The sequence below is a fragment of the Mesorhizobium sp. M1328 genome, assembly GCF_040318075.1.
Classification (GTDB): domain Bacteria; phylum Pseudomonadota; class Alphaproteobacteria; order Rhizobiales; family Rhizobiaceae; genus Mesorhizobium.
On the sequence record NZ_JAMYLO010000003.1, the window covers coordinates 530,930 to 549,192 of the forward strand.

Sequence of the window (18,263 nt, forward strand, 5' to 3'; positions counted from 1 at the left end):
TGAAACAGTGTCCGGCGCCGCGGACGATCGACGAGACGCCTGTCGGAGAAATGGAACGGCTGCATAAATCCTGCCGGCGGCCGATCTGGTTGAACCCGCTGCTGCGCTTCGACGGCTTCGAGGCGCGTGCCCGCGGCGTCAAGGCGATGCTGCCGCATGTCGACGAATTCCGTTCGGTGCACAATCTCGATGCGCTCGCCGATCTCTGTGCGTCGCTGGATAAAAAATTCGGTCCGTTCGGTCGACCCGCGCAGATGGATCGAGGCTGGTGCGAAGCGCGTGGCATAACCACATGTCTCCCTGGGAGAAAATCATGGAACACAGCATCTATCTCGATGAGGCCCGCGACCCGCTGATCATCGCGGAGAGCTGGATGAAGGACGGCAAGGATGTCGCCATCGCCACCGTGGTCGAAACCTGGGGTTCGGCACCGCGTCCCGTCGGCAGCCACCTGGTCATCGACGCCGAAGGCAATTTCCATGGCTCCGTCTCGGGCGGCTGCGTCGAAGGCGCCGTGGTGACCGAGGCGGTCGATGTTATCGATAGCGGCAAGGCGAAGATGCTGGAGTTCGGGGTCGCCGACGAAACCGCCTGGCAGGTCGGCCTGTCCTGCGGCGGCCGCATCAAGGTCTATGTCGAAAGGCTGGGCTGATTCTCGATGGATCCTTACGCGCTGAAGACACTCAACGCCGAACGCCGCGCACGCCGCGCGGCGATCCTGGTCACCGACCTCGGCGACGGCCGCGACCGTGTCGTGCGCGAGGGCGACCGGGTAGCCGGCGAACTCGGGGCGGCCATCGCCAAGGCATTTCGCACGGGCAATTCCGGTTCGGTCGAAGCTGAGGGGCGGACGTTCTTCCTCAACGCACATCTGCCGCAGCCGCGCCTGGTGGTGATCGGCGCCGTCCACATCAGCCAGGCGCTGGCACCGATGGCCAGGATCGCCGGCTATCCTGTCGAGATCATCGATCCGCGCACGGCCTTTGCCACGTCCGACCGCTTTCCCGACATCGCGCTGCATGCCGAATGGCCGGAGGATGTGCTGAAGCGTCAGCCGCTCGATAGCTATACGGCGCTGGCTGCTCTCACCCACGATCCGAAGATCGACGATTTCGCGCTGAAGGCGGCGCTCGACGCCGGCTGCTTCTATGTCGGCGCGCTCGGCAGCCGCAAGACCCACACCAAACGTGTGGAACGCCTGCTGGCTTCGGGGGCGACCGCCGACCAGATCGCTCGCATTCATGCCCCGATCGGCCTCGACATCGGCGCCGCCAGCCCGGCCGAGATCGCCGTCGCGGTCTTGGCGCAAGCGATCCACGCCTTTCGCTCCCGCGGCCTCGAATCCAAAGGCGCGGTCGCGTGAAATTTGGTCCCGTTGCGATCGATGCGGCCGAAGGGGCAGTGCTTGCGCACGCCACCACAGCCGGAGAGCGCCGCTTCCGCAAGGCGCACAGGCTAAGCGCCGAGGATTTGTCCCTGTTGAAGGCCGCTGGCATTTCCGAGGTCGTCGCGGCGGTGTTGGCGCCCGATGATCTTAGCGAGGATGCGGCCGCCGAAAAGATCGCCGCATGTATGGTCCACCGCAACATCGAGGCGAAGCCCGCCGCGACCGGCAGGGTCAACCTCCACGCGCACGCTGCCGGCATGTTCACCGTCGACGCGGCGATGATCGACGCTATCAACGCTGTTGATCCGACGATCACCATCGCCACGCTCGCGCAGCATGCGCCGGTCGAAAAAGGTCAGATGGTAGCAACGGTGAAGATCATTCCGTTTGCGGTCGCCTCCGCTTTGGTCGATGCGGTGGCAAGGATCTGCGCCGGCGGCGAGATCTTTGCCGTCAACGCCTATCAGCCGGTGCGCGTCGGCGTCATCCAGACGGTGCTGCCCGGCATCAAACCCAGCGTACTCGATAAGACGCTGCGCGTCACCGAAGCACGCCTGGCGCGTTCGGGCGGCAGGCTGACGGCGGAGCGTCGAACGCCGCATGAAATTATTCCCGTCGCCGAGGCTGCGGCCTCGCTGATCCGTGACAACGATATGGTGGTTATCTTCGGCGCCTCGGCGATGGCCGATTTTGGCGACGTCGTTCCCGCTGCCATCGAAAAGGCAGGCGGCACTGTCATCCGCGCCGGTATGCCGGTCGATCCCGGCAATCTGCTGGTGCTAGGCACTCTAGGCGGCAAGCGCATCATCGGTGCGCCAGGCTGCGCCCGCAGCCCCAAGGAGAACGGCTTCGACTGGGTGCTCGACCGGCTGATCGCCGGTCTCGACGTGACCGCCAGGGATATTGCCGGCATGGGTGTCGGCGGGCTGTTGATGGAAATTCCGACGCGGCCGCAGCCGCGCGAGCCATTGCCGGCCAAAGCCGAACCAAAGGTCGAGATCGTGCTTCTGGCCGCCGGTCGCTCCAGCCGCATGGGCGGGCCGAACAAGCTCTTGGCGCTCTTCGACGGCAAGCCGCTGGTCCGTCGCACTGCCGAACGCGCGATCGCTTCGAAAGCCGCGGCCACCATCGTCGTCACCGGCCACCAGCGCGAGCGCGTGCGCGATGCACTGTCGGGCATGGATGTGACCTTCGCGGACAATCCGGATTTCGCCGAGGGCCTGTCTTCGTCGCTGAAGGCAGGCATCGCAAAGATTTCCGGAGACGCCACCGGCGCCATGATCGTCCTCGGCGATATGCCCGGCGTCGCCTCGGCCGACCTCGACAGGCTGATCGAGGCGTTCCGCAAGTCCGAATGGCGATCGGTGGTGCGCGCCTCCCATGATGGCCGGCGCGGCAACCCGGTGGTGCTGCCGCGCTCGCTGTTCGCCGCGATCGCTCACCTCGGAGGCGATACCGGTGCCCGCCATCTGGTCGAGGCCGAAGGGCTCGACGTCATCGATGTCGAGATCGGCGAAGGGGCAGCCGTCGATGTCGACACGCCCGAGGCGCTGGAAAGCGCCGGCGGCGTGCTGCAGGATTGACAAACCAAAGCCGAAAAACGCATGGCTGCGGGATGGCCTTTCGTTCCTGCTTCCGGTTCCGCTTGCCTCCCTCTGGCCTCCCAGCCCTGCTGATGGCGATTCTTTTGCCGCTCTCTTGCGCCGCCTACGCCAACGCTCTCGAACTCAAACCCTTCAAGGATGATCTCTTCGCCTATCCGGCGACGCTCTCATCCGAAAACAACGGCGCCTATTCGGTTATCGATTATCGTGAGATGCGCGACATCAACGCCCGCGACGAAGTGCCTGAACGTCGTGTGCATGCGCAATACACCGACACCGGCGTGCGTAAGGTGCAGCAGGATCTGTTGCTGCCGACCGATGCAGGCAATGTCCGCCACATCGCCGTCGGCAAGGTCGGGGGCGCCAGCATCATCGTACTTTATCTGCACGGACAGGGTGGCAGCCGTAAGCAGGGCACCGACGACTTCACCTTCGGCGGTAATTTCAACCGCATCAAGAACTTGATGGCCGGCAATGGCGGCCTCTATCTGTCGCCGGATTTTTCCGACTTCGGCGACGCCGGTGCCGCCCAGATCGCCGCATTGATCGGCCACTATGCCGAACAATCGCCGCGCGCAAAAATCTTCGTCGCCTGCGGCTCTATGGGAGGCGCGTTGTGCTGGAAGCTGGCCTCCCGCAAGGATACCGGCGGGCGCATCGACGGGCTGCTGCTGCTCGGCTCGCTGTGGGATGAGAGTTTCTTCTCAAGCCCGGCCTTCAAGCGCCGTGTTCCGGTCTTCTTCGGCCAGGGCAGCAAGGATCCGGTGTTTCCGGTCGAGAAACAGGAAGGCTTCTTCCGCTCCATCCTGGCCAAATCGAAGAGCTATCCCACGCGCTTCGTCCGCTTCGAGACCGGCACGCATGGCACACCGATCCGCATGACCGACTGGCGCGGCACACTCAACTGGATGTTGTCGAAGGCCCCTTAGGGCGCGGTGTTGTAGTCGACGACCGTCTGCGGATTTTCCTCGCCGTCGTAAGACGCGTCGACATCGTACTGGACCAGGGAAAAATCGCCGTTGCGGAACAGATAGGTTCCTGATGAAGAGGCATCGCCGATGCCACGCCATTTGTTGAAGGTGGTGATCGTCTTGGTCTCTTCGTCGTAGTCGGAATTAGTTGCCCAGTCGGAGGTCTGGAAGCCAACTATGGTCATGCCCAGCAATTTGCCGTCGCTGTCATTGTTCTCGTAGCGGATGTCCATTTCAGGTTCGGCGAACTGCAATTGTCTCACGCCAAGCACGTCGTCGCTCATGTAATAGATCGAGTTTTCGTTGTAGGCCGCGGCCGAGCAGGCGAAATGGAAAAGCCGCGTTTCGCTTTCGGGATCGCTGGCAGCCGCATCCTTGTCCTTATAGTGGATCGAGAAAATGTCCGGCTCCTGCGCCAAAAGATCCTTGTCGCACTGGTCGCCATAAGTCGCGGCAAACGCCTTGTTGGCCTGCTCAAGCGCTGCGTCCTTCTTAGGCGGCGGCGGTCCTTCGCCGCAGCTTGCCGGCACGGCATCCTCGAAATCGGCCTTTGACGGTTTCAGCGCACCCTTGTCGATGAAGATCGCGCGAAATGGCGGTTCCTGGATCGAGGCGTTGATCTGGCGCAGCGTATAGCAGCCGGCAAAGACATTCTCGCTGCCGTCCTTGGCCGTCGCCCGGATGGCGACCGGAACGCTGTAGTAGATGCTGCCGGCAGCCCCATCTTCGGATACGCCACCGGTTTTGACTTCGACCGTGTCGGTGCTGTCATAGCCTTTGACGAAGGAATTGAAATCCTTGGCCGGCTTGGTGTCGCCGAAATAGTCCCAGGCGCGCGCGAATTCGTGCCGGCTGATGGCACTATAAAGCGACCGGATGACCGCTTCGGCATTCGACCTGTCGTCGATATAAGGCGCGTCTGCGGCGAGCGCCGATTGGCCAGCAACGGCAAGCGAGATAAAAGCGGTCGCTGCAAAAAGGGCGCGTCTCATCGGGAACCTCCACTCGATGAAAAATCCTATCATATCGATTGCGGCGACGTGGTGACGCTTGAACAATCGCCTGCGAAAGCGCTACCTCTCGCCGTCGGCAGTCGGGCCGCGTGGAGATTTCTTGTGACCATATCAATGTATGAAGCATCCGTGCCGGTATTTTCGGCGAGGCTGAAGGCACTAGCCAATGTGCTGGACATTGCCGAGCAAAATGCGGCTGATCGCAAGATCGATCCGCAGGTGTATCTGACGGCGAGGCTGGCGCCGGACATGTTTGCGCTGACCAGGCAGGTACAGATTGCCACCGATCACGCCAAGGGCGCGCCGTCGCGGCTTGCCGGGCGTGAGGTGCCAAAATACGAGGACAATGAGGCGAGCTTCGCCGATCTGCAGGCGCGCATAGCCAAGACGCTCGATCTACTCGCCACGTTCTCGGCAGCCGAATTCGATGGTTCAGATGACAGAATGGTCGAACTGCGGCTTGCGGGACGCGAGGTTTCGATGCCGGGAATGCAGTATCTGCTGCATGCCGCCATGCCTAATTTCTATTTCCACCTGACCACCGCCTACGACATCCTGCGCCACAACGGCGTGCCATTGGGCAAGTCGATCTTCCTCGGATTGCGTTGAGGTCCGCTCGTGAGATTTCCCGCTGCGGCGGGATATCTCACGGTGCGCTGTTTAGCGCAGGGACATTTCTCGGGCGATGCGCGGGAAATCGGCCGGCTTGACGCCGATATCGGCGCGATCGGCATTGCTCATCGAATGGAGCAGCGCCAGTGCCGCACGATAGCGCAGCTGTTCCCGCGGACGCGGACGGGCGAACATTTCAGTGAAGAATCCCATGATTCAAGCCCCTTATTGAACCTCCACGGCCGTCAATATAGGCAGATCATGACAATTGTGCAGTGCAGCATTCGCATGGCAGCCATGCTGCCCTGATCTTTTTTGACATAATTCGGCTGTTCCGGCGAAACTTCTGCGGTGCTTCGACCGTAGGCCTCAGTGCCGGCCCTTGGCCGGTTTTTCCTCGCCATTCCTGGCGAACTTCCGGACTGCATTCACATGCAGTCCGGCTTTTTATTGGCCGCTGGGATGAACCCCGTCCGCCGGCGTCCTGGGAAAGTCGCCTGACCTGCCGTCGGTGGGCTTGGAAGCGGGCGGCGCTTTCCTGTATGCTATTGCTTCCTCCTCGCGCAGCCGCGCAAAATTCCCGCCGGAGAAACTCCATGCACAAACGCCGTCTCGGCCAGACCGATCTTTTCGTGTCGAAGATCTGCCTCGGATCGATGACCTGGGGCCAGCAGAACACCGAGGCGGACGGTCACGCCCAGCTGGATCTGGCGTTTGCGCGCGGCGTCAATTTCATCGACACCGCGGAACTCTATCCGATCCCGCCCAAGGCGGAGACACAAGGCCGTACCGAGACAATCATCGGCAATTGGATGAAGGAGAAGCGCAATCGCGGCCAGGTGATCATCGCCTCGAAGGTGGTTGGTCGCACCGCCAACACCTGGTTTCGCGGCGACCGCCCGTCTAAGCTGGTGCGCGCCGATATCGTCGACGCTATTGAAAAGTCACTCGCCAGGCTCAACACCGATTACATCGACCTCTATCAGATCCATTGGCCGGAACGCGACGTGCCGTGGGGCGCCAATCCGAACCGCATCGGGGCCGTACCGCGACGATCCGATGCCGCCGGCGTGCCGGAAGGCGAGACGCCGATCGCCGAGACGCTTGCCGTATTCGATGAACTGGTGAAGGCCGGCAAGATCCGCCATTTCGGCCTGTCGAACGAGAATTCCTGGGGCGTCATGCGTTTCATTGCCGAAGCCGACAAGGGCCTCGGCCCGCGCGTCGCCTCGCTGCAGAACGCTTATAATTTCGTCAATCGCACCTTCGAGGTGAACCTTGCCGAAGTCTGCGAGCGCGAGCAGGTGTCGCTGCTTGCCTATTCGCCGCTGGCGCAAGGCTATTTGACCGGCAAATACGATCATGGCGCGCGGCCGCAGGGCTCGCGCTCGCAATTGTTCAACCGCGGCCAGCGCTACGAGACGCCGAATGCTGCCGAGGTGCAGCTCGAATATAACCGGTTGGCGCGCACCTTCGGCATGGAGCCGGCGCTGTTTGCCAATGCCTATGTCTCGAACCGGCCCTTGGTCACCTCGAACATCATCGGCGCCACGACCATTTCGCAACTCGAAATGGCGCTCTCTTCCGCCGACGTGGTCTGGACCGACGAGATGCAGAAAGCCGTCGACGCGATCCACCAGCGCGTCGGCAATCCGTGCCCTTGATGCGTCGGGACGTAGTTGTCCGATAGTCATAAGGGGAGGGAACAGCCATGGACTTCCGGATCGACGCGGTGCGCGCGAAATTTCCGGCCTTGTCGTTGACCGACAAGGGCCGCAGGCGCATTTATCTCGACAATCCTGCCGGCACGCAGGTGCCGCAGGCGGTGGCGGACGCAGTATCGCGTTGCTTACTGACCACCAATGCCAATCTCGGCGGCTTCTTCGAGACCACCATTGCGGCACAGGACATTGTCGACGAGGCCCATCTGGCGATGGCGGATTTCCTTGGCGCGGCAAGTCCGCAGGAAGTCATTATCGGCGCCAACATGACGACGTTGACCTACCAGATGTCGCGAACGCTTGGCCGTACGATGAAACCCGGCGACGAGATCATCCTCACCCGCATGGACCATGAGGGCAACATCTCGCCCTGGCTGCAACTGGCTGAAGACCTTGGCCTTGTCGTGCGCTGGCTGCCTTTCGACCAGCAGAGCTGGCAGGTCGAGGAGGCAGCACTCGCCGCGCTGCTTTCCGAGAGGACGCGGCTCGTCGCGCTCAACTATGCCAGCAATCTCACCGGGTCGATCAACCGGGTGAAGGCGTTGACCGGCATCGCGAGGCAGGCTGGTGCGCTGGTCTACGTCGATGCCGTCCAGTTCGCGCCGCATGGCCTGATCGACGTCCAAAACCTCGGCTGCGATTTTCTGATCTGCTCGGCCTACAAGTTCTTCGGCCCGCATATGGGAATTTTGTGGGCCAGGCTGGACGTCGTCGATGCACTGCAGCCGTACAAATGCCGCTGCTCGTCCAATGCCCTGCCGGAGCGCTTCGAGCTCGGCACGCCGCAAATTGAATTGATGGCCGGCCTGTCGGCGGCTGTCGATTATTTTGCCGACCTGGGCGCGGCAGCCGGCGCGCAAGCGTCGCGTCGGCAGAAAATCGCCAAGGCCTTCGAAGTTTCAATCGCTTACGAGAACCCGCTGGCGCAACAGCTGATCGATGGTCTGTCGGATATTACCGGCCTGACCATCCACGGCATCACCGATCCGAAGCGGATCAATGAGCGTGTGCCGACGGTGTCGTTCACTGTCGAAGGCATCGTGCCGGAGACGATCGTGCGGCAGACGAATGCCGAAAACATCTTCCTGTGGTCCGGCCACAACTACGCCTGGGAGATCGTGCACCAGCTCGGCATTCCGGCCGAGCAGGGCGTGGTGCGCATCGGCATCGCTCATTACAACACTGCAGCCGAGATCGAAGAGACGCTGGAGAGCGTGCACCGCGTTGTCGCCATGCTGAGGCAGGAGCGATCCTGAGCGGGCCACGCGGGCGGATCATCGCTTGTGGGCGCCGCCAAAACCGGTGAGGAAGGCGGTGAGATTGTCGCCGAGTTCGTCGCAGAGATAACCGCCTTCCTGGACGATGACCGTCGGCAGGCCGAGCCCGGCGATCGCCTCGCCAATGCGCGAAAAACCAGACGTGCTCACCGACAGTCCGCCGAACGGATCGCCTTCGAAGGCGTCTAGCCCCAGCGCCACCACAAGCGCATCGGGCGAGAAGGCGTTGATGCGCTGGAACGCTGCCGCGAGCGCTTCGAGGAAAGCCGCATCGCCGGATTTGCGCGGCAGCGGCAGGTTGAGATTGTAGCCGAGGCCGGCGCCTTCGCCGCGCTCGTCGGCATAGCCCCAGAAAAACGGATAGAACCGCACCGGATCGGCATGCAGCGACACGGTGAGCACGTCCGGCCGGGCATAGAAGATGCCTTGCGTGCCGTTGCCGTGGTGCAGGTCGACATCGAGGATCGCCACCCGCGCCGCCTGCTTGCGCAGAACCTGTGCGGCGACCGCCGAATTGTTGATGAAGCAGAAGCCGCCGGCGACATCGGCAAAGGCGTGATGGCCGGGCGGCCGGCACAGCGCATAGGCGGCCGGCGCTCCCGACATCACCGCCTCGGCGGTTTCAACCGCGCTCCAGGCGCTCCAAAGCGCGCTCTGCCACGTCTCCCCGGAGATCGGGCAGGCGGTGTCGGCCATGTGGTAGCCGGCTTGGCCGACCGCCGAGGCCGGATAGGAGCCGTTCCGCGCGATCGGGTGGATGTTGGGGATGACCTCGGCCGAGGCGCCCTCGATGCGCTGCCAGCGCGCGAAGATATGCTGGAGGAAATCGAGATATTCCGGCGTATGCACCGCCGCAATCGGGCCGAGCCCGTGATCCCGCGGCCGTTCGATCGTGCAGCCGGCAGCCTTTGCGCCGGCTAACAATCGCTCGACCCGTACCGGCTTTTCCGGATTGGGCTGCGGCGCGCCGCTTGAGAGGAACGCCTTCGGGTCGTGGCGCTTCTGTTCTTCGGCATAGAAGGCTTTCATGTTGGCTCCTCCGGTGCGTCGGCAAAGGCGAAAAAGGCCTCGCCGACGATCTTTTGCACCTGCTCGTAGCTCGACCAGGCAATGCCCAACCGTTCGTAAAAAGCCTTGGCGGTCTCGTTGTCGGTGTCGACGGACAGCCTGAGGTAAACGCCGCCGTCTTTGCGGCATTGCGCCGCGACCCGGCGCAGCAGGCGCTCGCCGATCCTGCGGCCGCGAAACCGGTCCTCGATATAGAGGTCCTGCACATAGATGCCGGGCCGGCCCATCCATGTCGAGAAGATCGGAAAATAGAGGCACAGCCCGGCAAATTCGCCGCCGACTTCGGCGATCAAGGTCGAGAAGGCAGGCTTTTCGCCAAAGCCATAGGTGCGGAGATCCTGAGCTGTCGAGGCGATCTCCTGATGGGCGCCGACATGCGCGCCCAGCCGTAGGAGCGCGGCGTGGATGGTTTCGACGTCTTCGCTGGTGCCGGGGCGGATAAGTACGTTTGTCGATGGCGTACTCACGGCAGGCAGAGTGCCCAGGCACCCCCCTCTGTCCTGCCGGACATCTCCCCCTCATGGGGGGAGATTGGTAGCTTCGATCTTGTCGCCCATCCTGCAACATCGGCAATTGGCGAAGGCCGCAGTGATGTCCAATCTCCCCCCTTGAGGGGGAGATGTCCGGCAGGACAGAGGGGGGTGTGACGGATCACAATCATCTCAGGCCACAACCATCAGAACGCCACACGGTCGCCGCCCTTGAGCGCCAGCATCTGCCGCGCCTCGGCCGGCGTTGCAACGTCCAGCGACAATCCGTCGAGCACGCTGCGGATGCGGCGCACCTGGTCGGCATTGGACTTGGCGAGCTGGCGCCCGTCGTAGAGGCTGTCCTCCAGCCCGACGCGGACGTTGCCGCCCATCGCCGCCGCAATCGAGATCATCGGCATCTGGTGGCGTCCGGCGGCCAGCACCGAAAACTGGTAGCTGTCGCCGAACAGTTTGTCGGCGATGTGCTTCATGTGGACCAGGTTTTCGGGATCGGCGCCGATGCCACCGAGGATTCCGAACACGAACTGGATGAACAGCGGTCCCGACACCAGCCCGCGGTCGCGGAAATGCGCCAGCGAGTAGAGATGGCCGACATCGTAGCATTCGAATTCGAAGCGCGTGCCGCATCCGCGCGCAAGCTTTTCGAGCACCGTCTCCATGTCGGCAAAGGTGTTCTTGAAGATCGTGTCGCGGGTCGCTTCGAGCAGCTTCGGCTCCCATTCGTGCTGCCACTCCCGCGGCCGGTCGAGCATGGGGAACAGCGCGAAATTCATCGAGCCCATATTGAGCGAGCACATTTCCGGCGCGGCCCTGAGCGGGGCGGCCAACCGCTGGTCGAGCGTCATCAGCGAGGAGCCGCCGGTGGTGATGTTGATCACCGCATCGGTCGCCTGCTTGATGCGCGGCAGGAACTGCATGAACACCTCGGGGTCGGCGGTCGGCCGCCCGTCCTTAGGGTCGCGGGCGTGAAGATGCAGGATCGAGGCACCGGCTTCGGCGGCGGCGATCGCGTCGGCGGCGATCTGGTCCGGCGTCACCGGCAGATGCGGCGACATCGACGGCGTATGCACCGACCCGGTGACGGCGCAGGTGATAATGACTTTTCGCGGTGCCATGGTCGCCTCAACCTTCGACCGGCAGGTCGAGCTCGCCGGCCAGCACCTCGAGCGAGTCGCCGATGATGGATACGATCTCGCCGATCTGCGCGGCGGTGACGATCATCGGCGGCGCGACCATGAAATTGTCGCCGTCGACACCGCCCTTGACCTTGCGTCCGTAGATGATCAGGCCGCGCTCATAGGCGAGGTCGAGCAGGCGCTGGGTGGCCATTTTCGCGGGCTCGATCGGCCTCAGAGTGTCGGGATCGGCGACCATTTCGGCACCGGTGAGCAGGCCCTTGCCGCGGACATCGGCGATGAATGGAAACCGTTTGGCCAATCCCTTCAGTTCGTCCATCAAAAGGTCGCCCATGACAGCCGCGTTGGCGATTAGGCCGAGGCGGTCCATTTCGCCGAGTACGGCGAGCCCGGCGGCGCAGGCGAGCGGATTGCCGGCATAAGTATGGCCGTGCTGGAAGCCGCCCGATGCGAGCAATGGCTGCACCAGCCGCATCGGTGCCGCCAGCGCGCCGAGCGGCGCGTAGCCCGAGCCCAGCCCCTTCGATAGCGCAACGATGTCGGGCTTGCAGTTCCAGTGGTCGCCGCCGAGGAATTTTCCGGTGCGACCCGCACCGCTCATCACTTCGTCATGGATGAGCAGGATGCCGTAGCGATCGCAGATCTCGCGGATGCGCGGATAATAGCTGTCCGGCGCCACAAGTGCTGCCGTGGCAGCGCCGCCGACCGGCTCCATGATGAAGGCGAGCACGCTTTCCGGCCCCTCGGCGAGGATCTTTTCTTCCAGCATATCGGCGTAGCGGATGCCGCGCTGTTCCATCGATAGATTGTCGCGGTCGCGCCAGGCGATGGGCGCCGGCACGGTCGGCATGACCTGCATCATCGGCGTAAAATTTTCGGCCAGCGCATCGTCGCCGGTGACGGCGAGCGCACCCAGTGTGCCGCCGTGATAGGAGGGAAAGCGCGTGATCACCTTCCAGCGGCTGGGCTGGCCCGTGGCGACCGCCCATTGCCGCGCCAGCTTAATGCAGGATTCCGTAGCTTCCGAGCCGCCGGAGACAAAGAAGATGCGGTCCAGGCCCTCGGGGAGTTTGGCCGCCAGTTGCCGCGCGAGCTCCTCGGCCGGTTCGTTCTCGAAATGCAGGCGGTAAGCGAAGGTGGCGCGGTCCATCTGCCGTTTCATCGCGTCGAGCACGTTGCGGTTGGAATGGCCGATATTGGCGACCATCGGCCCGCTCGATCCGTCGATGAAGCAGCGGCCGTCCTGCGTCCACATGTAGATGCCTTCGGCGCGGTCGATCAACGGCCGGCGCAGGCTGAACAGATAAAACAGATGCGAGGCTTCGCGGGCTTCCGGGGCAGGGGACTTCAGCATGTCATGACTTTCCAAGATAGCGGTCGAGGACATTTCTGGTGACACGCTCGACCATCGCATCCTGCCTTAGCAGGCCGGCAACCCATTCGCAGCTTCCGGCGTGAAACACCTCGCCCTTGCCGCGCCGGAAATTGACGATCATGCCGTTGCCGCGTTTGACCTTGTCGAGATTGGCATCGCTTGCCTCGCCGAACAGCGTTTCGGCGGTGAAGCGCCCGTCCTCGTCGCCGAGAAACTGGTCCTTGAGCGGAATGTCGGCGCTTTCCTCGACCTGGCTCGCCATGCCGACGGCCAGCACTTGCAGGCCGTCCGGTGCGCCGCTGTCGGGCTCGGGGTAGGGCAGGCCGCCGCGGATCTCGAAGTCGAGCCCGTCGACCTCGTAACCATAGACATGGCTGTCGGCGCCGAGCAGGTCGCCATAGTAGATGCCGGTACCGGCAAAGGCCCAATGCTCCGGCCGGTAGACCGGAAAGCCGCGCACGCCGCGCGGCGCGCAGCCGCCCCAGCCGGCATAGACGCCTCTTGTCGCGTTGAGGCCGAAGGTCGCCGCACCCGGCCGGCCGATTTCCGGCGCCTCCCAGGAGTTAGTGGCGCGCCTTATGTCGCCGCCGCGATAGGCCGGGTCCTCGGCGCGGGCGCGGTATTTGTAGCAGACCTGCCGACGCCCTTCGTCCTCCAGCCTGGTCTGCCACATGAAATTGCCGGCAAAGCGCGCTGCATGGCCGCCGCGCTCGACATAGGTGTCGACCGCATCGCGCATTTCCCAGGTCCAATATTCGTCGTGGCCGACGAAGACGACGCAGTCATAGCCGTCGAGGATGTCGGGCGAAAAATGCAGATCGTGCTGGCTGGCGAGATCGACGGCGTAGCCGGCACGCTCGGCGAAGCGGAAGAAATGGCTGTCGTAGCTTGCCCAGCCCGACGAGGCGTATTTCTTGGAATGGCCGGTAGCAAAGGCCCATTCCATATGCGGATAGCGCGGCACGGTTTTCGGCTGCACGGCGACTTCGAGCGGCACGCGCGGCGCGTCCTTGGGCAGCACGACGAAGCCGCGGCACCACGGCCGCTGCGTCGATACCATTCGTGCATACTGGTCGCGGCCTGGCCCGGTGATGCCTTCGTAATGGTTGGAACCGCCCCATGTGTTGTAGGCGAGCCAGGTGCCGGTGGCCGCGACCTGCAGCACGCGGCCGGGTTTCTTGCCGGGTTGCGGCGCAAGGACGAAAAGATGGTGGCAGCGGATCACCTCGCCGTCCCGGCCATCTGCCGTCAGTGTGACGCGATAGGCGCCGGACGGCCAATCGTCGCCGATGCGAAACTCGAACGACACTTGCCAGCCGCAGCCTTCGACCGAACATTGATCCGGCGTATCCTGCCAGCGCGCCGCGATACCGGCCTCCTCGAACATTGTCGCTTCCGCGCCGCCGTCGCGGATGATCGCGATGCCGAAACTGGCGGCTGTCGAACTGACATGCAGCGCCATCATGTCGCCAGGACGGTAGGAAAAACGGTCGCTGTAGCACCAGATTTCGCCACGCCCGCCATCCATCCCCGGCCATTCCCAGTAATGGCTGCGCACCGCCTGGCGTCGCTGCTCCGGCGTCAGTCCGAAATCGGGAAACTCTGTCGGCAGATGGTTCATGGACACCGCTAAGGTCGAAGGCCGCCATTTCGGCCATCGGCCGGCCAAGCGTCAATTGGAAACGATCGGGCCAGCCATTGCCGGGCCGCTCCCTTGGCCTTGCCGGCCAAACAGACTATCTCACAAGGGCGGCCTTGTCCGCATGGGAGCCGATATGCTGAGAGTGCAAAAGGTCAGGGTCGACGACATCTACGTGCCGACCGCGCGCAAGAAGACGCTGCATCCCGAAACCGTCCGCCATCTGGCCGAGGACATTCTGGAAAACGGCATGAAGATGCCGATCCAGGTGCGCCATGACGGCAAGCGCCACATCCTCGTCGAAGGGTTGCATCGGCTGGAAGCGGCCAAGTGGCTCGGCGAGACCGAGATCGACGCCTATCTGGTGCAAGCCAAGCGTCACTGAAGCCACTCATTTCCGTCGTTCGAATCTCCGGTCCCGCGGATTTTTTCTCGCGAACCGTGTCGGCTTGCGTCTTGTCGGTTCGTCCTAGACACGAAAGCCAAAACCGACATGTGAGGAAACACCATGACCACCAAGCTCGACATCGCCCCCAACTCCGACCGCGAGTTGGTTCTCGCCCGCATCATCGATGCGCCGCGCGAGAACGTCTATCGCTGCTGGACCGAGCCGAAGCTCTTGACGCAATGGTTCGCGCCGAAGCCGTGGACGACGCCGCGCGCGGAGATGGATGTTCGGCCCGGCGGTACCAGCCTCGTCGTCATGGCCGGTCCTGACGGCAACGAGTTTGCGAACCCCGGCGTCTTCCTCGAAGTCGTGCCGGGCAGGAAGCTCGTCTTCACCGATGCCTATACCAAGGCGTGGGAGCCTTCCGCCAAACCGTTCATGACCGGGATTGTGACACTCGAGGACGAGGGCACGGGCAAGACCCGCTACATCGCCCGGGTTGCGCATTGGTCGGTCGCCGACCGCGAACAGCACGAGAAAATGGGTTTTCACGAGGGCTGGGGCCAGTGCGCCGAACAGCTCGAGGAGGTCGCAAAGCGACTTTGATGCAAACGGGAGAGGGAGACTGATATGTCCAGATCTATATTTTTTGCCATTTTCGCCTCGGCCGCCGCGCTCTTTGCGGCGCCGGGCACCATCAACGCAGAGGAGGCCAAGCCCGCCATGACGACCGCAACCGCAACACTGCCGACGCCGGAAAAATCCGGCCTGCTGCCGATCAACGGCCTGAACTATTATTACGCCGTCTATGGCAAGGGCGAGCCGCTGCTCCTGCTGCATGGCGGTCTCGGCACGACCGACATGTTCGCGCCGATCCTGCCGAAGCTTACCGAAAACCGCACCGTCATCGGGGTCGACCTGCAGGGCCATGGCCGCACCGCGCTCGGCGATCGGCCGCTCAGCCTGGAGGCGATGGGCGACGACATGGCGGCGATCGTCAAGGCGCTCGGCTACGACAAGGTCGACGTCATGGGTTATTCGCTGGGTGGCGGCGTCGCCTTCCGCATGGCCGTGCAGCATCCCGACGTGGTGCGACGGCTCGTCCTGGTCTCGACCGGCTACGCCGCGGACGGCTTCTATGCCGAGATGCGTGGCCAGCAGGCACAAGTCGGCGCGGCGATGGCCGACATGATGAAGGACACGCCGATGTACAAATCCTACGTCGCGGTCGCGCTGCATCCGGAGGATTTTCCGAAACTCCTTGACCAGCTCGGCGCCTACATGCGCAAGGACTACGACTATTCGGCCGACGTGCCGAAGCTGAAAATGCCGGTGATGCTGGTGTTCGGCGACAGCGACATGTACCGGCCCGAGCACGAGATCAAATTCTATCAGATGCTTGGCGGCGGGCTGAAGGACGCCGGCTGGATGCGCGAGAACCTGTCGCAGAACCGTCTGGCGATCGTGCCGAACCGCACCCATTACGACGTGTTCTTCGCGCCGGAACTGACAGCTGCCGCGCTGCCGTTCCTCAATGGCGAGACCAAGGTCAAGACCTGGGATGAGGTCGTCAACGAAACTAACTGACGCCCGGTCAATTGTCTGCCGGCCGTCTCTCGCGAGATGGCCGGTTTTCGCGGCATGAGGCCTTGGGCCCGGCGCGTCGGGCATCGTGTATCGGCCGGATCACAGGAACCGATGGCGCCCTATCAAAGCTTTTCAATTGACGCTGCCATGCCCGTCGCTACGGTTCGCCGATCTTCTCCAAATGACGGATCGGAGCAATGGCAAGATATCAGGGTGGATGTTTATGCGGGGCGGTGCGCTACCGCGCCGAGGCGGCACCGATCAATGAGCGCGTCTGCCATTGCCGGATCTGCCAGAAGGCGCTGGGTGCCGCCTTCAACGCGCGCGTGCTGTTCCGCATCGACGATGTGACGGTCGAAGGACCGCTGGCGATGGTGAATTCCTCCCCCGATCTCAAGCGCGGCTTTTGTCCGCGCTGCGGCACGACGATGTTTTCCCGACGCGATTCCGCCGGCATCGTGGGCGTCACCACTGGCTCGCTCGACGATCCCTCAGTGTTCAGGCCTGAGATGCACATCTGGACCGCCTCGAAGCAGCCCTGGGTTCAGATCGACGACGGCCTGCCGCAATATGAAGGCGCGCCACCGCCGGTTTGAGGTGAAATCTGGACAAAATTTAATCCGAAGCGACACGAGATAGCCGGCAAAGCGTCATTGGTGGGCCATCATTGCTGCCTATCTATTGTGTGCGGGCAGGCAGTCGAGGAGGCGACGGATGAACGACAGCATCAACACCCTGGACGAACTCTTGAGCGATCCGATGATCAAGCTGGTGATGGAGCGCGACCGCGTGCAGCCGGCGGAACTTCGCACTCTGCTCGAGGAAAAGGTCCGCCGGGCGGACGATGATGTGGCGGTCAACGATCGTTTTGTACCGCCGGCCCACTTGATGGCCACGACCTGCCACAAGCTGTGGCTGTGCGGCTAGGGTCTTGAAGCGGTCAGCCGGAATTTGCCGGCAAATAGCTGTAATGGCTGCGGAAATAAGCGAGCCTGAAGCCGAGGCGCGCATAGTTGCGATACGCCGGCCCGTCGCGTTCGGCGTGCGGCGCCTCGATGTCGGCCACGAACAGTTTTGCACCGGCCGCAAGTCCGTCGCGCACCATCGGTTCGCCGAGCATTGCATCGAGGTCGAAGCTCGGCGCCATGATGCCGGGCACCGGTGCGTCGATGCCGCTCCAGGCCATGCCGTCGGCACCGATGAACATCGAGCGCACCGCCGCCACCGTGCCCTCCCGCCGCAGCATGTAATGATGCCAGCCGCGCCGGCCGGCCAGCACCAGCAACCACGGTGAGGTCGGCAACCGATATTGGCTGTCGATGAACCCAGCCCATTCTCTTGCCGTTGCCGGCGTCACCCGCTCGACCGAGACATCCTTCGTCGGGAAAAGCGGCTCCGTTGGCAATGGCGTGGCGTCGCGAAAGATGCGTTCCCAGCCGCCCTGACGCTGCAGGCCGCGTGCCTCGAGCCAGCAGCTGAGCGTCGCGGGCTCGGTATGCGGATTGGTGTAGAACCAGGGCCGCAGAATACCGGCCTCGCGATAATGCGTCAGAAGCGCATCGAGCCGGCTCTCGGTGGCCGCGCTATCGACACCGAAATTCTTGACGCAGTTGAAATGGATGAACGGGATCGTCGTGCAGGTGGTCCAGACGAGATCGCCATCTTCGGCGATGGCCAAGCCTTGCCTTGCGGCAAAGTCTGCCGGAGCGGCGCGATAGAGATCGAGCCAGGCATTGACCTCGGCGCGTTCGATAACGCGGCTGAGGTCGCGGGATATCTCGTCAATCCTGATGGCAGGCGAGTGCGGCTCCGGCGGGACGACGGGCTGCAATTCTGACAAGGCGGCAGGCTGCATGACGTCCTCCCAAGTATGGCCTTACACTGTAAGATTAGGGGAGACTAATCTCATGCAGTGAGTTGTCAAGCGGGATTGCGAGGCAGCGACGTGGCCGAACGTCGGAGGGATAGCGCCCCTCTGTCCGGCCGATTTCCCG

The 18,263-nt window shown here is 63.2% G+C and carries 20 protein-coding genes and 1 pseudogene; 13 read left to right on the forward strand and 8 right to left on the reverse strand.

What is annotated here, in order from left to right; all coding sequences use genetic code 11:
* Positions 1-47: 47 nt before the first annotated feature.
* The 5 genes and pseudogenes from NKH23_RS11215 to NKH23_RS11235 all read left to right on the forward strand — a co-directional run.
* Positions 48-288: pseudogene (locus NKH23_RS11215) on the forward strand (VWA domain-containing protein); the annotation flags it as partial.
* A 25-nt stretch (positions 289-313) separates the two neighbouring features.
* Entirely contained in the window at positions 314-652 is a 339-nt protein-coding gene (locus tag NKH23_RS11220) for an XdhC family protein (protein ID WP_352714669.1), read from the forward strand.
* Positions 653-658: 6 nt separating this feature from the next.
* Positions 659-1,363 carry an XdhC family protein gene (locus NKH23_RS11225; RefSeq protein ID WP_352714667.1) on the forward strand — a complete coding sequence of 235 codons (705 nt, stop codon included), beginning with the start codon at positions 659-661 and terminating at the stop codon, positions 1,361-1,363.
* Positions 1,360-2,970: an NTP transferase domain-containing protein gene (locus NKH23_RS11230; RefSeq protein WP_352910821.1), complete on the forward strand. Its 1,611-nt coding sequence runs from the start codon at positions 1,360-1,362 to the stop codon at positions 2,968-2,970. The genes NKH23_RS11225 and NKH23_RS11230 overlap by 4 nt, the downstream gene beginning before the upstream one ends.
* Positions 2,971-3,062: 92 nt before the next feature.
* Complete coding sequence (locus NKH23_RS11235) at positions 3,063-3,920, forward strand: alpha/beta hydrolase (RefSeq protein WP_352714663.1); 858 nt, start codon at positions 3,063-3,065, stop codon at positions 3,918-3,920.
* Here NKH23_RS11235 and NKH23_RS11240 read toward each other — a convergent pair.
* Positions 3,917-4,954 (reverse strand): DUF1176 domain-containing protein, encoded by a 1,038-nt coding sequence (locus tag NKH23_RS11240; protein WP_352714662.1) that lies wholly within the window; start codon positions 4,952-4,954, stop codon positions 3,917-3,919. The two genes, NKH23_RS11235 and NKH23_RS11240, sit on opposite strands and share 4 nt — an antisense overlap.
* 123 nt (positions 4,955-5,077) lie before the next feature.
* On the opposite strand from NKH23_RS11240, the gene NKH23_RS11245 reads away from it, so the two are divergent.
* Positions 5,078-5,584, forward strand: coding sequence for a DUF1993 domain-containing protein (locus NKH23_RS11245; protein WP_352714660.1), 507 nt, complete (start codon positions 5,078-5,080; stop codon positions 5,582-5,584).
* Between the two features lie 51 nt (positions 5,585-5,635).
* Here NKH23_RS11245 and NKH23_RS11250 read toward each other — a convergent pair whose 3' ends face one another.
* Positions 5,636-5,800 (reverse strand): hypothetical protein, encoded by a 165-nt coding sequence (locus NKH23_RS11250; protein WP_023674744.1) that lies wholly within the window; start codon positions 5,798-5,800, stop codon positions 5,636-5,638.
* 383 nt (positions 5,801-6,183) lie between these two features.
* Between NKH23_RS11250 and NKH23_RS11255 the strand changes: the two genes are divergently transcribed.
* Positions 6,184-7,251, forward strand: a complete 1,068-nt coding sequence (locus tag NKH23_RS11255; RefSeq protein ID WP_352714658.1) for an aldo/keto reductase — start codon at positions 6,184-6,186, stop codon at positions 7,249-7,251.
* 47 nt (positions 7,252-7,298) lie between these two features.
* Entirely contained in the window at positions 7,299-8,564 is a 1,266-nt protein-coding gene (locus tag NKH23_RS11260) for a cysteine desulfurase-like protein (RefSeq protein ID WP_352714656.1), read from the forward strand.
* A gap of 18 nt (positions 8,565-8,582) precedes the next feature.
* Here NKH23_RS11260 and NKH23_RS11265 read toward each other — a convergent pair whose 3' ends face one another.
* From NKH23_RS11265 to NKH23_RS11285, 5 genes are all read right to left on the reverse strand, one after another.
* Complete coding sequence (locus NKH23_RS11265) at positions 8,583-9,614, reverse strand: histone deacetylase family protein (RefSeq protein ID WP_352714654.1); 1,032 nt, start codon at positions 9,612-9,614, stop codon at positions 8,583-8,585.
* A complete protein-coding gene (locus NKH23_RS11270; protein WP_353034654.1) occupies positions 9,611-10,120 on the reverse strand; it encodes a GNAT family N-acetyltransferase in 510 nt (169 codons plus the stop codon). The genes NKH23_RS11265 and NKH23_RS11270 overlap by 4 nt, the downstream gene beginning before the upstream one ends.
* Before the next feature lie 209 nt (positions 10,121-10,329).
* A complete protein-coding gene (gene kce, locus NKH23_RS11275; RefSeq protein WP_352714651.1) occupies positions 10,330-11,259 on the reverse strand; it encodes a 3,5-dioxohexanoate:acetyl-CoA acetone transferase in 930 nt (309 codons plus the stop codon).
* 7 nt (positions 11,260-11,266) lie between these two features.
* Positions 11,267-12,634 (reverse strand): aminotransferase family protein, encoded by a 1,368-nt coding sequence (locus tag NKH23_RS11280; protein ID WP_353034656.1) that lies wholly within the window; start codon positions 12,632-12,634, stop codon positions 11,267-11,269.
* 1 nt (position 12,635) lies between these two features.
* The gene (locus NKH23_RS11285) at positions 12,636-14,276 is read right to left on the reverse strand and encodes a N,N-dimethylformamidase beta subunit family domain-containing protein (protein ID WP_352714648.1); all 1,641 of its coding nucleotides are present in this window, start codon (positions 14,274-14,276) and stop codon (positions 12,636-12,638) included.
* A 154-nt stretch (positions 14,277-14,430) separates the two neighbouring features.
* On the opposite strand from NKH23_RS11285, the gene NKH23_RS11290 reads away from it, so the two are divergent.
* The 5 genes from NKH23_RS11290 (at position 14,431) to NKH23_RS11310 (ending at position 17,196) form a co-directional block, all read left to right on the forward strand.
* Positions 14,431-14,679, forward strand: coding sequence for a ParB N-terminal domain-containing protein (locus NKH23_RS11290; protein ID WP_352492428.1), 249 nt, complete (start codon positions 14,431-14,433; stop codon positions 14,677-14,679).
* 123 nt (positions 14,680-14,802) lie between these two features.
* Entirely contained in the window at positions 14,803-15,288 is a 486-nt protein-coding gene (locus NKH23_RS11295) for an SRPBCC family protein (RefSeq protein ID WP_352714646.1), read from the forward strand.
* Positions 15,289-15,312: 24 nt separating this feature from the next.
* Entirely contained in the window at positions 15,313-16,269 is a 957-nt protein-coding gene (locus tag NKH23_RS11300; protein ID WP_352714644.1) for an alpha/beta fold hydrolase, read from the forward strand.
* Between the two features lie 197 nt (positions 16,270-16,466).
* Positions 16,467-16,865: a GFA family protein gene (locus NKH23_RS11305; protein ID WP_352714642.1), complete on the forward strand. Its 399-nt coding sequence runs from the start codon at positions 16,467-16,469 to the stop codon at positions 16,863-16,865.
* A 118-nt stretch (positions 16,866-16,983) separates the two neighbouring features.
* Positions 16,984-17,196, forward strand: a complete 213-nt coding sequence (locus tag NKH23_RS11310) for a hypothetical protein (RefSeq protein WP_023717422.1) — start codon at positions 16,984-16,986, stop codon at positions 17,194-17,196.
* Between the two features lie 13 nt (positions 17,197-17,209).
* On the opposite strand, the gene NKH23_RS11315 is transcribed toward NKH23_RS11310, so the two are convergent.
* Positions 17,210-18,124 (reverse strand): hypothetical protein, encoded by a 915-nt coding sequence (locus NKH23_RS11315; RefSeq protein ID WP_352910814.1) that lies wholly within the window; start codon positions 18,122-18,124, stop codon positions 17,210-17,212.
* Positions 18,125-18,263: the final 139 nt, after the last annotated feature.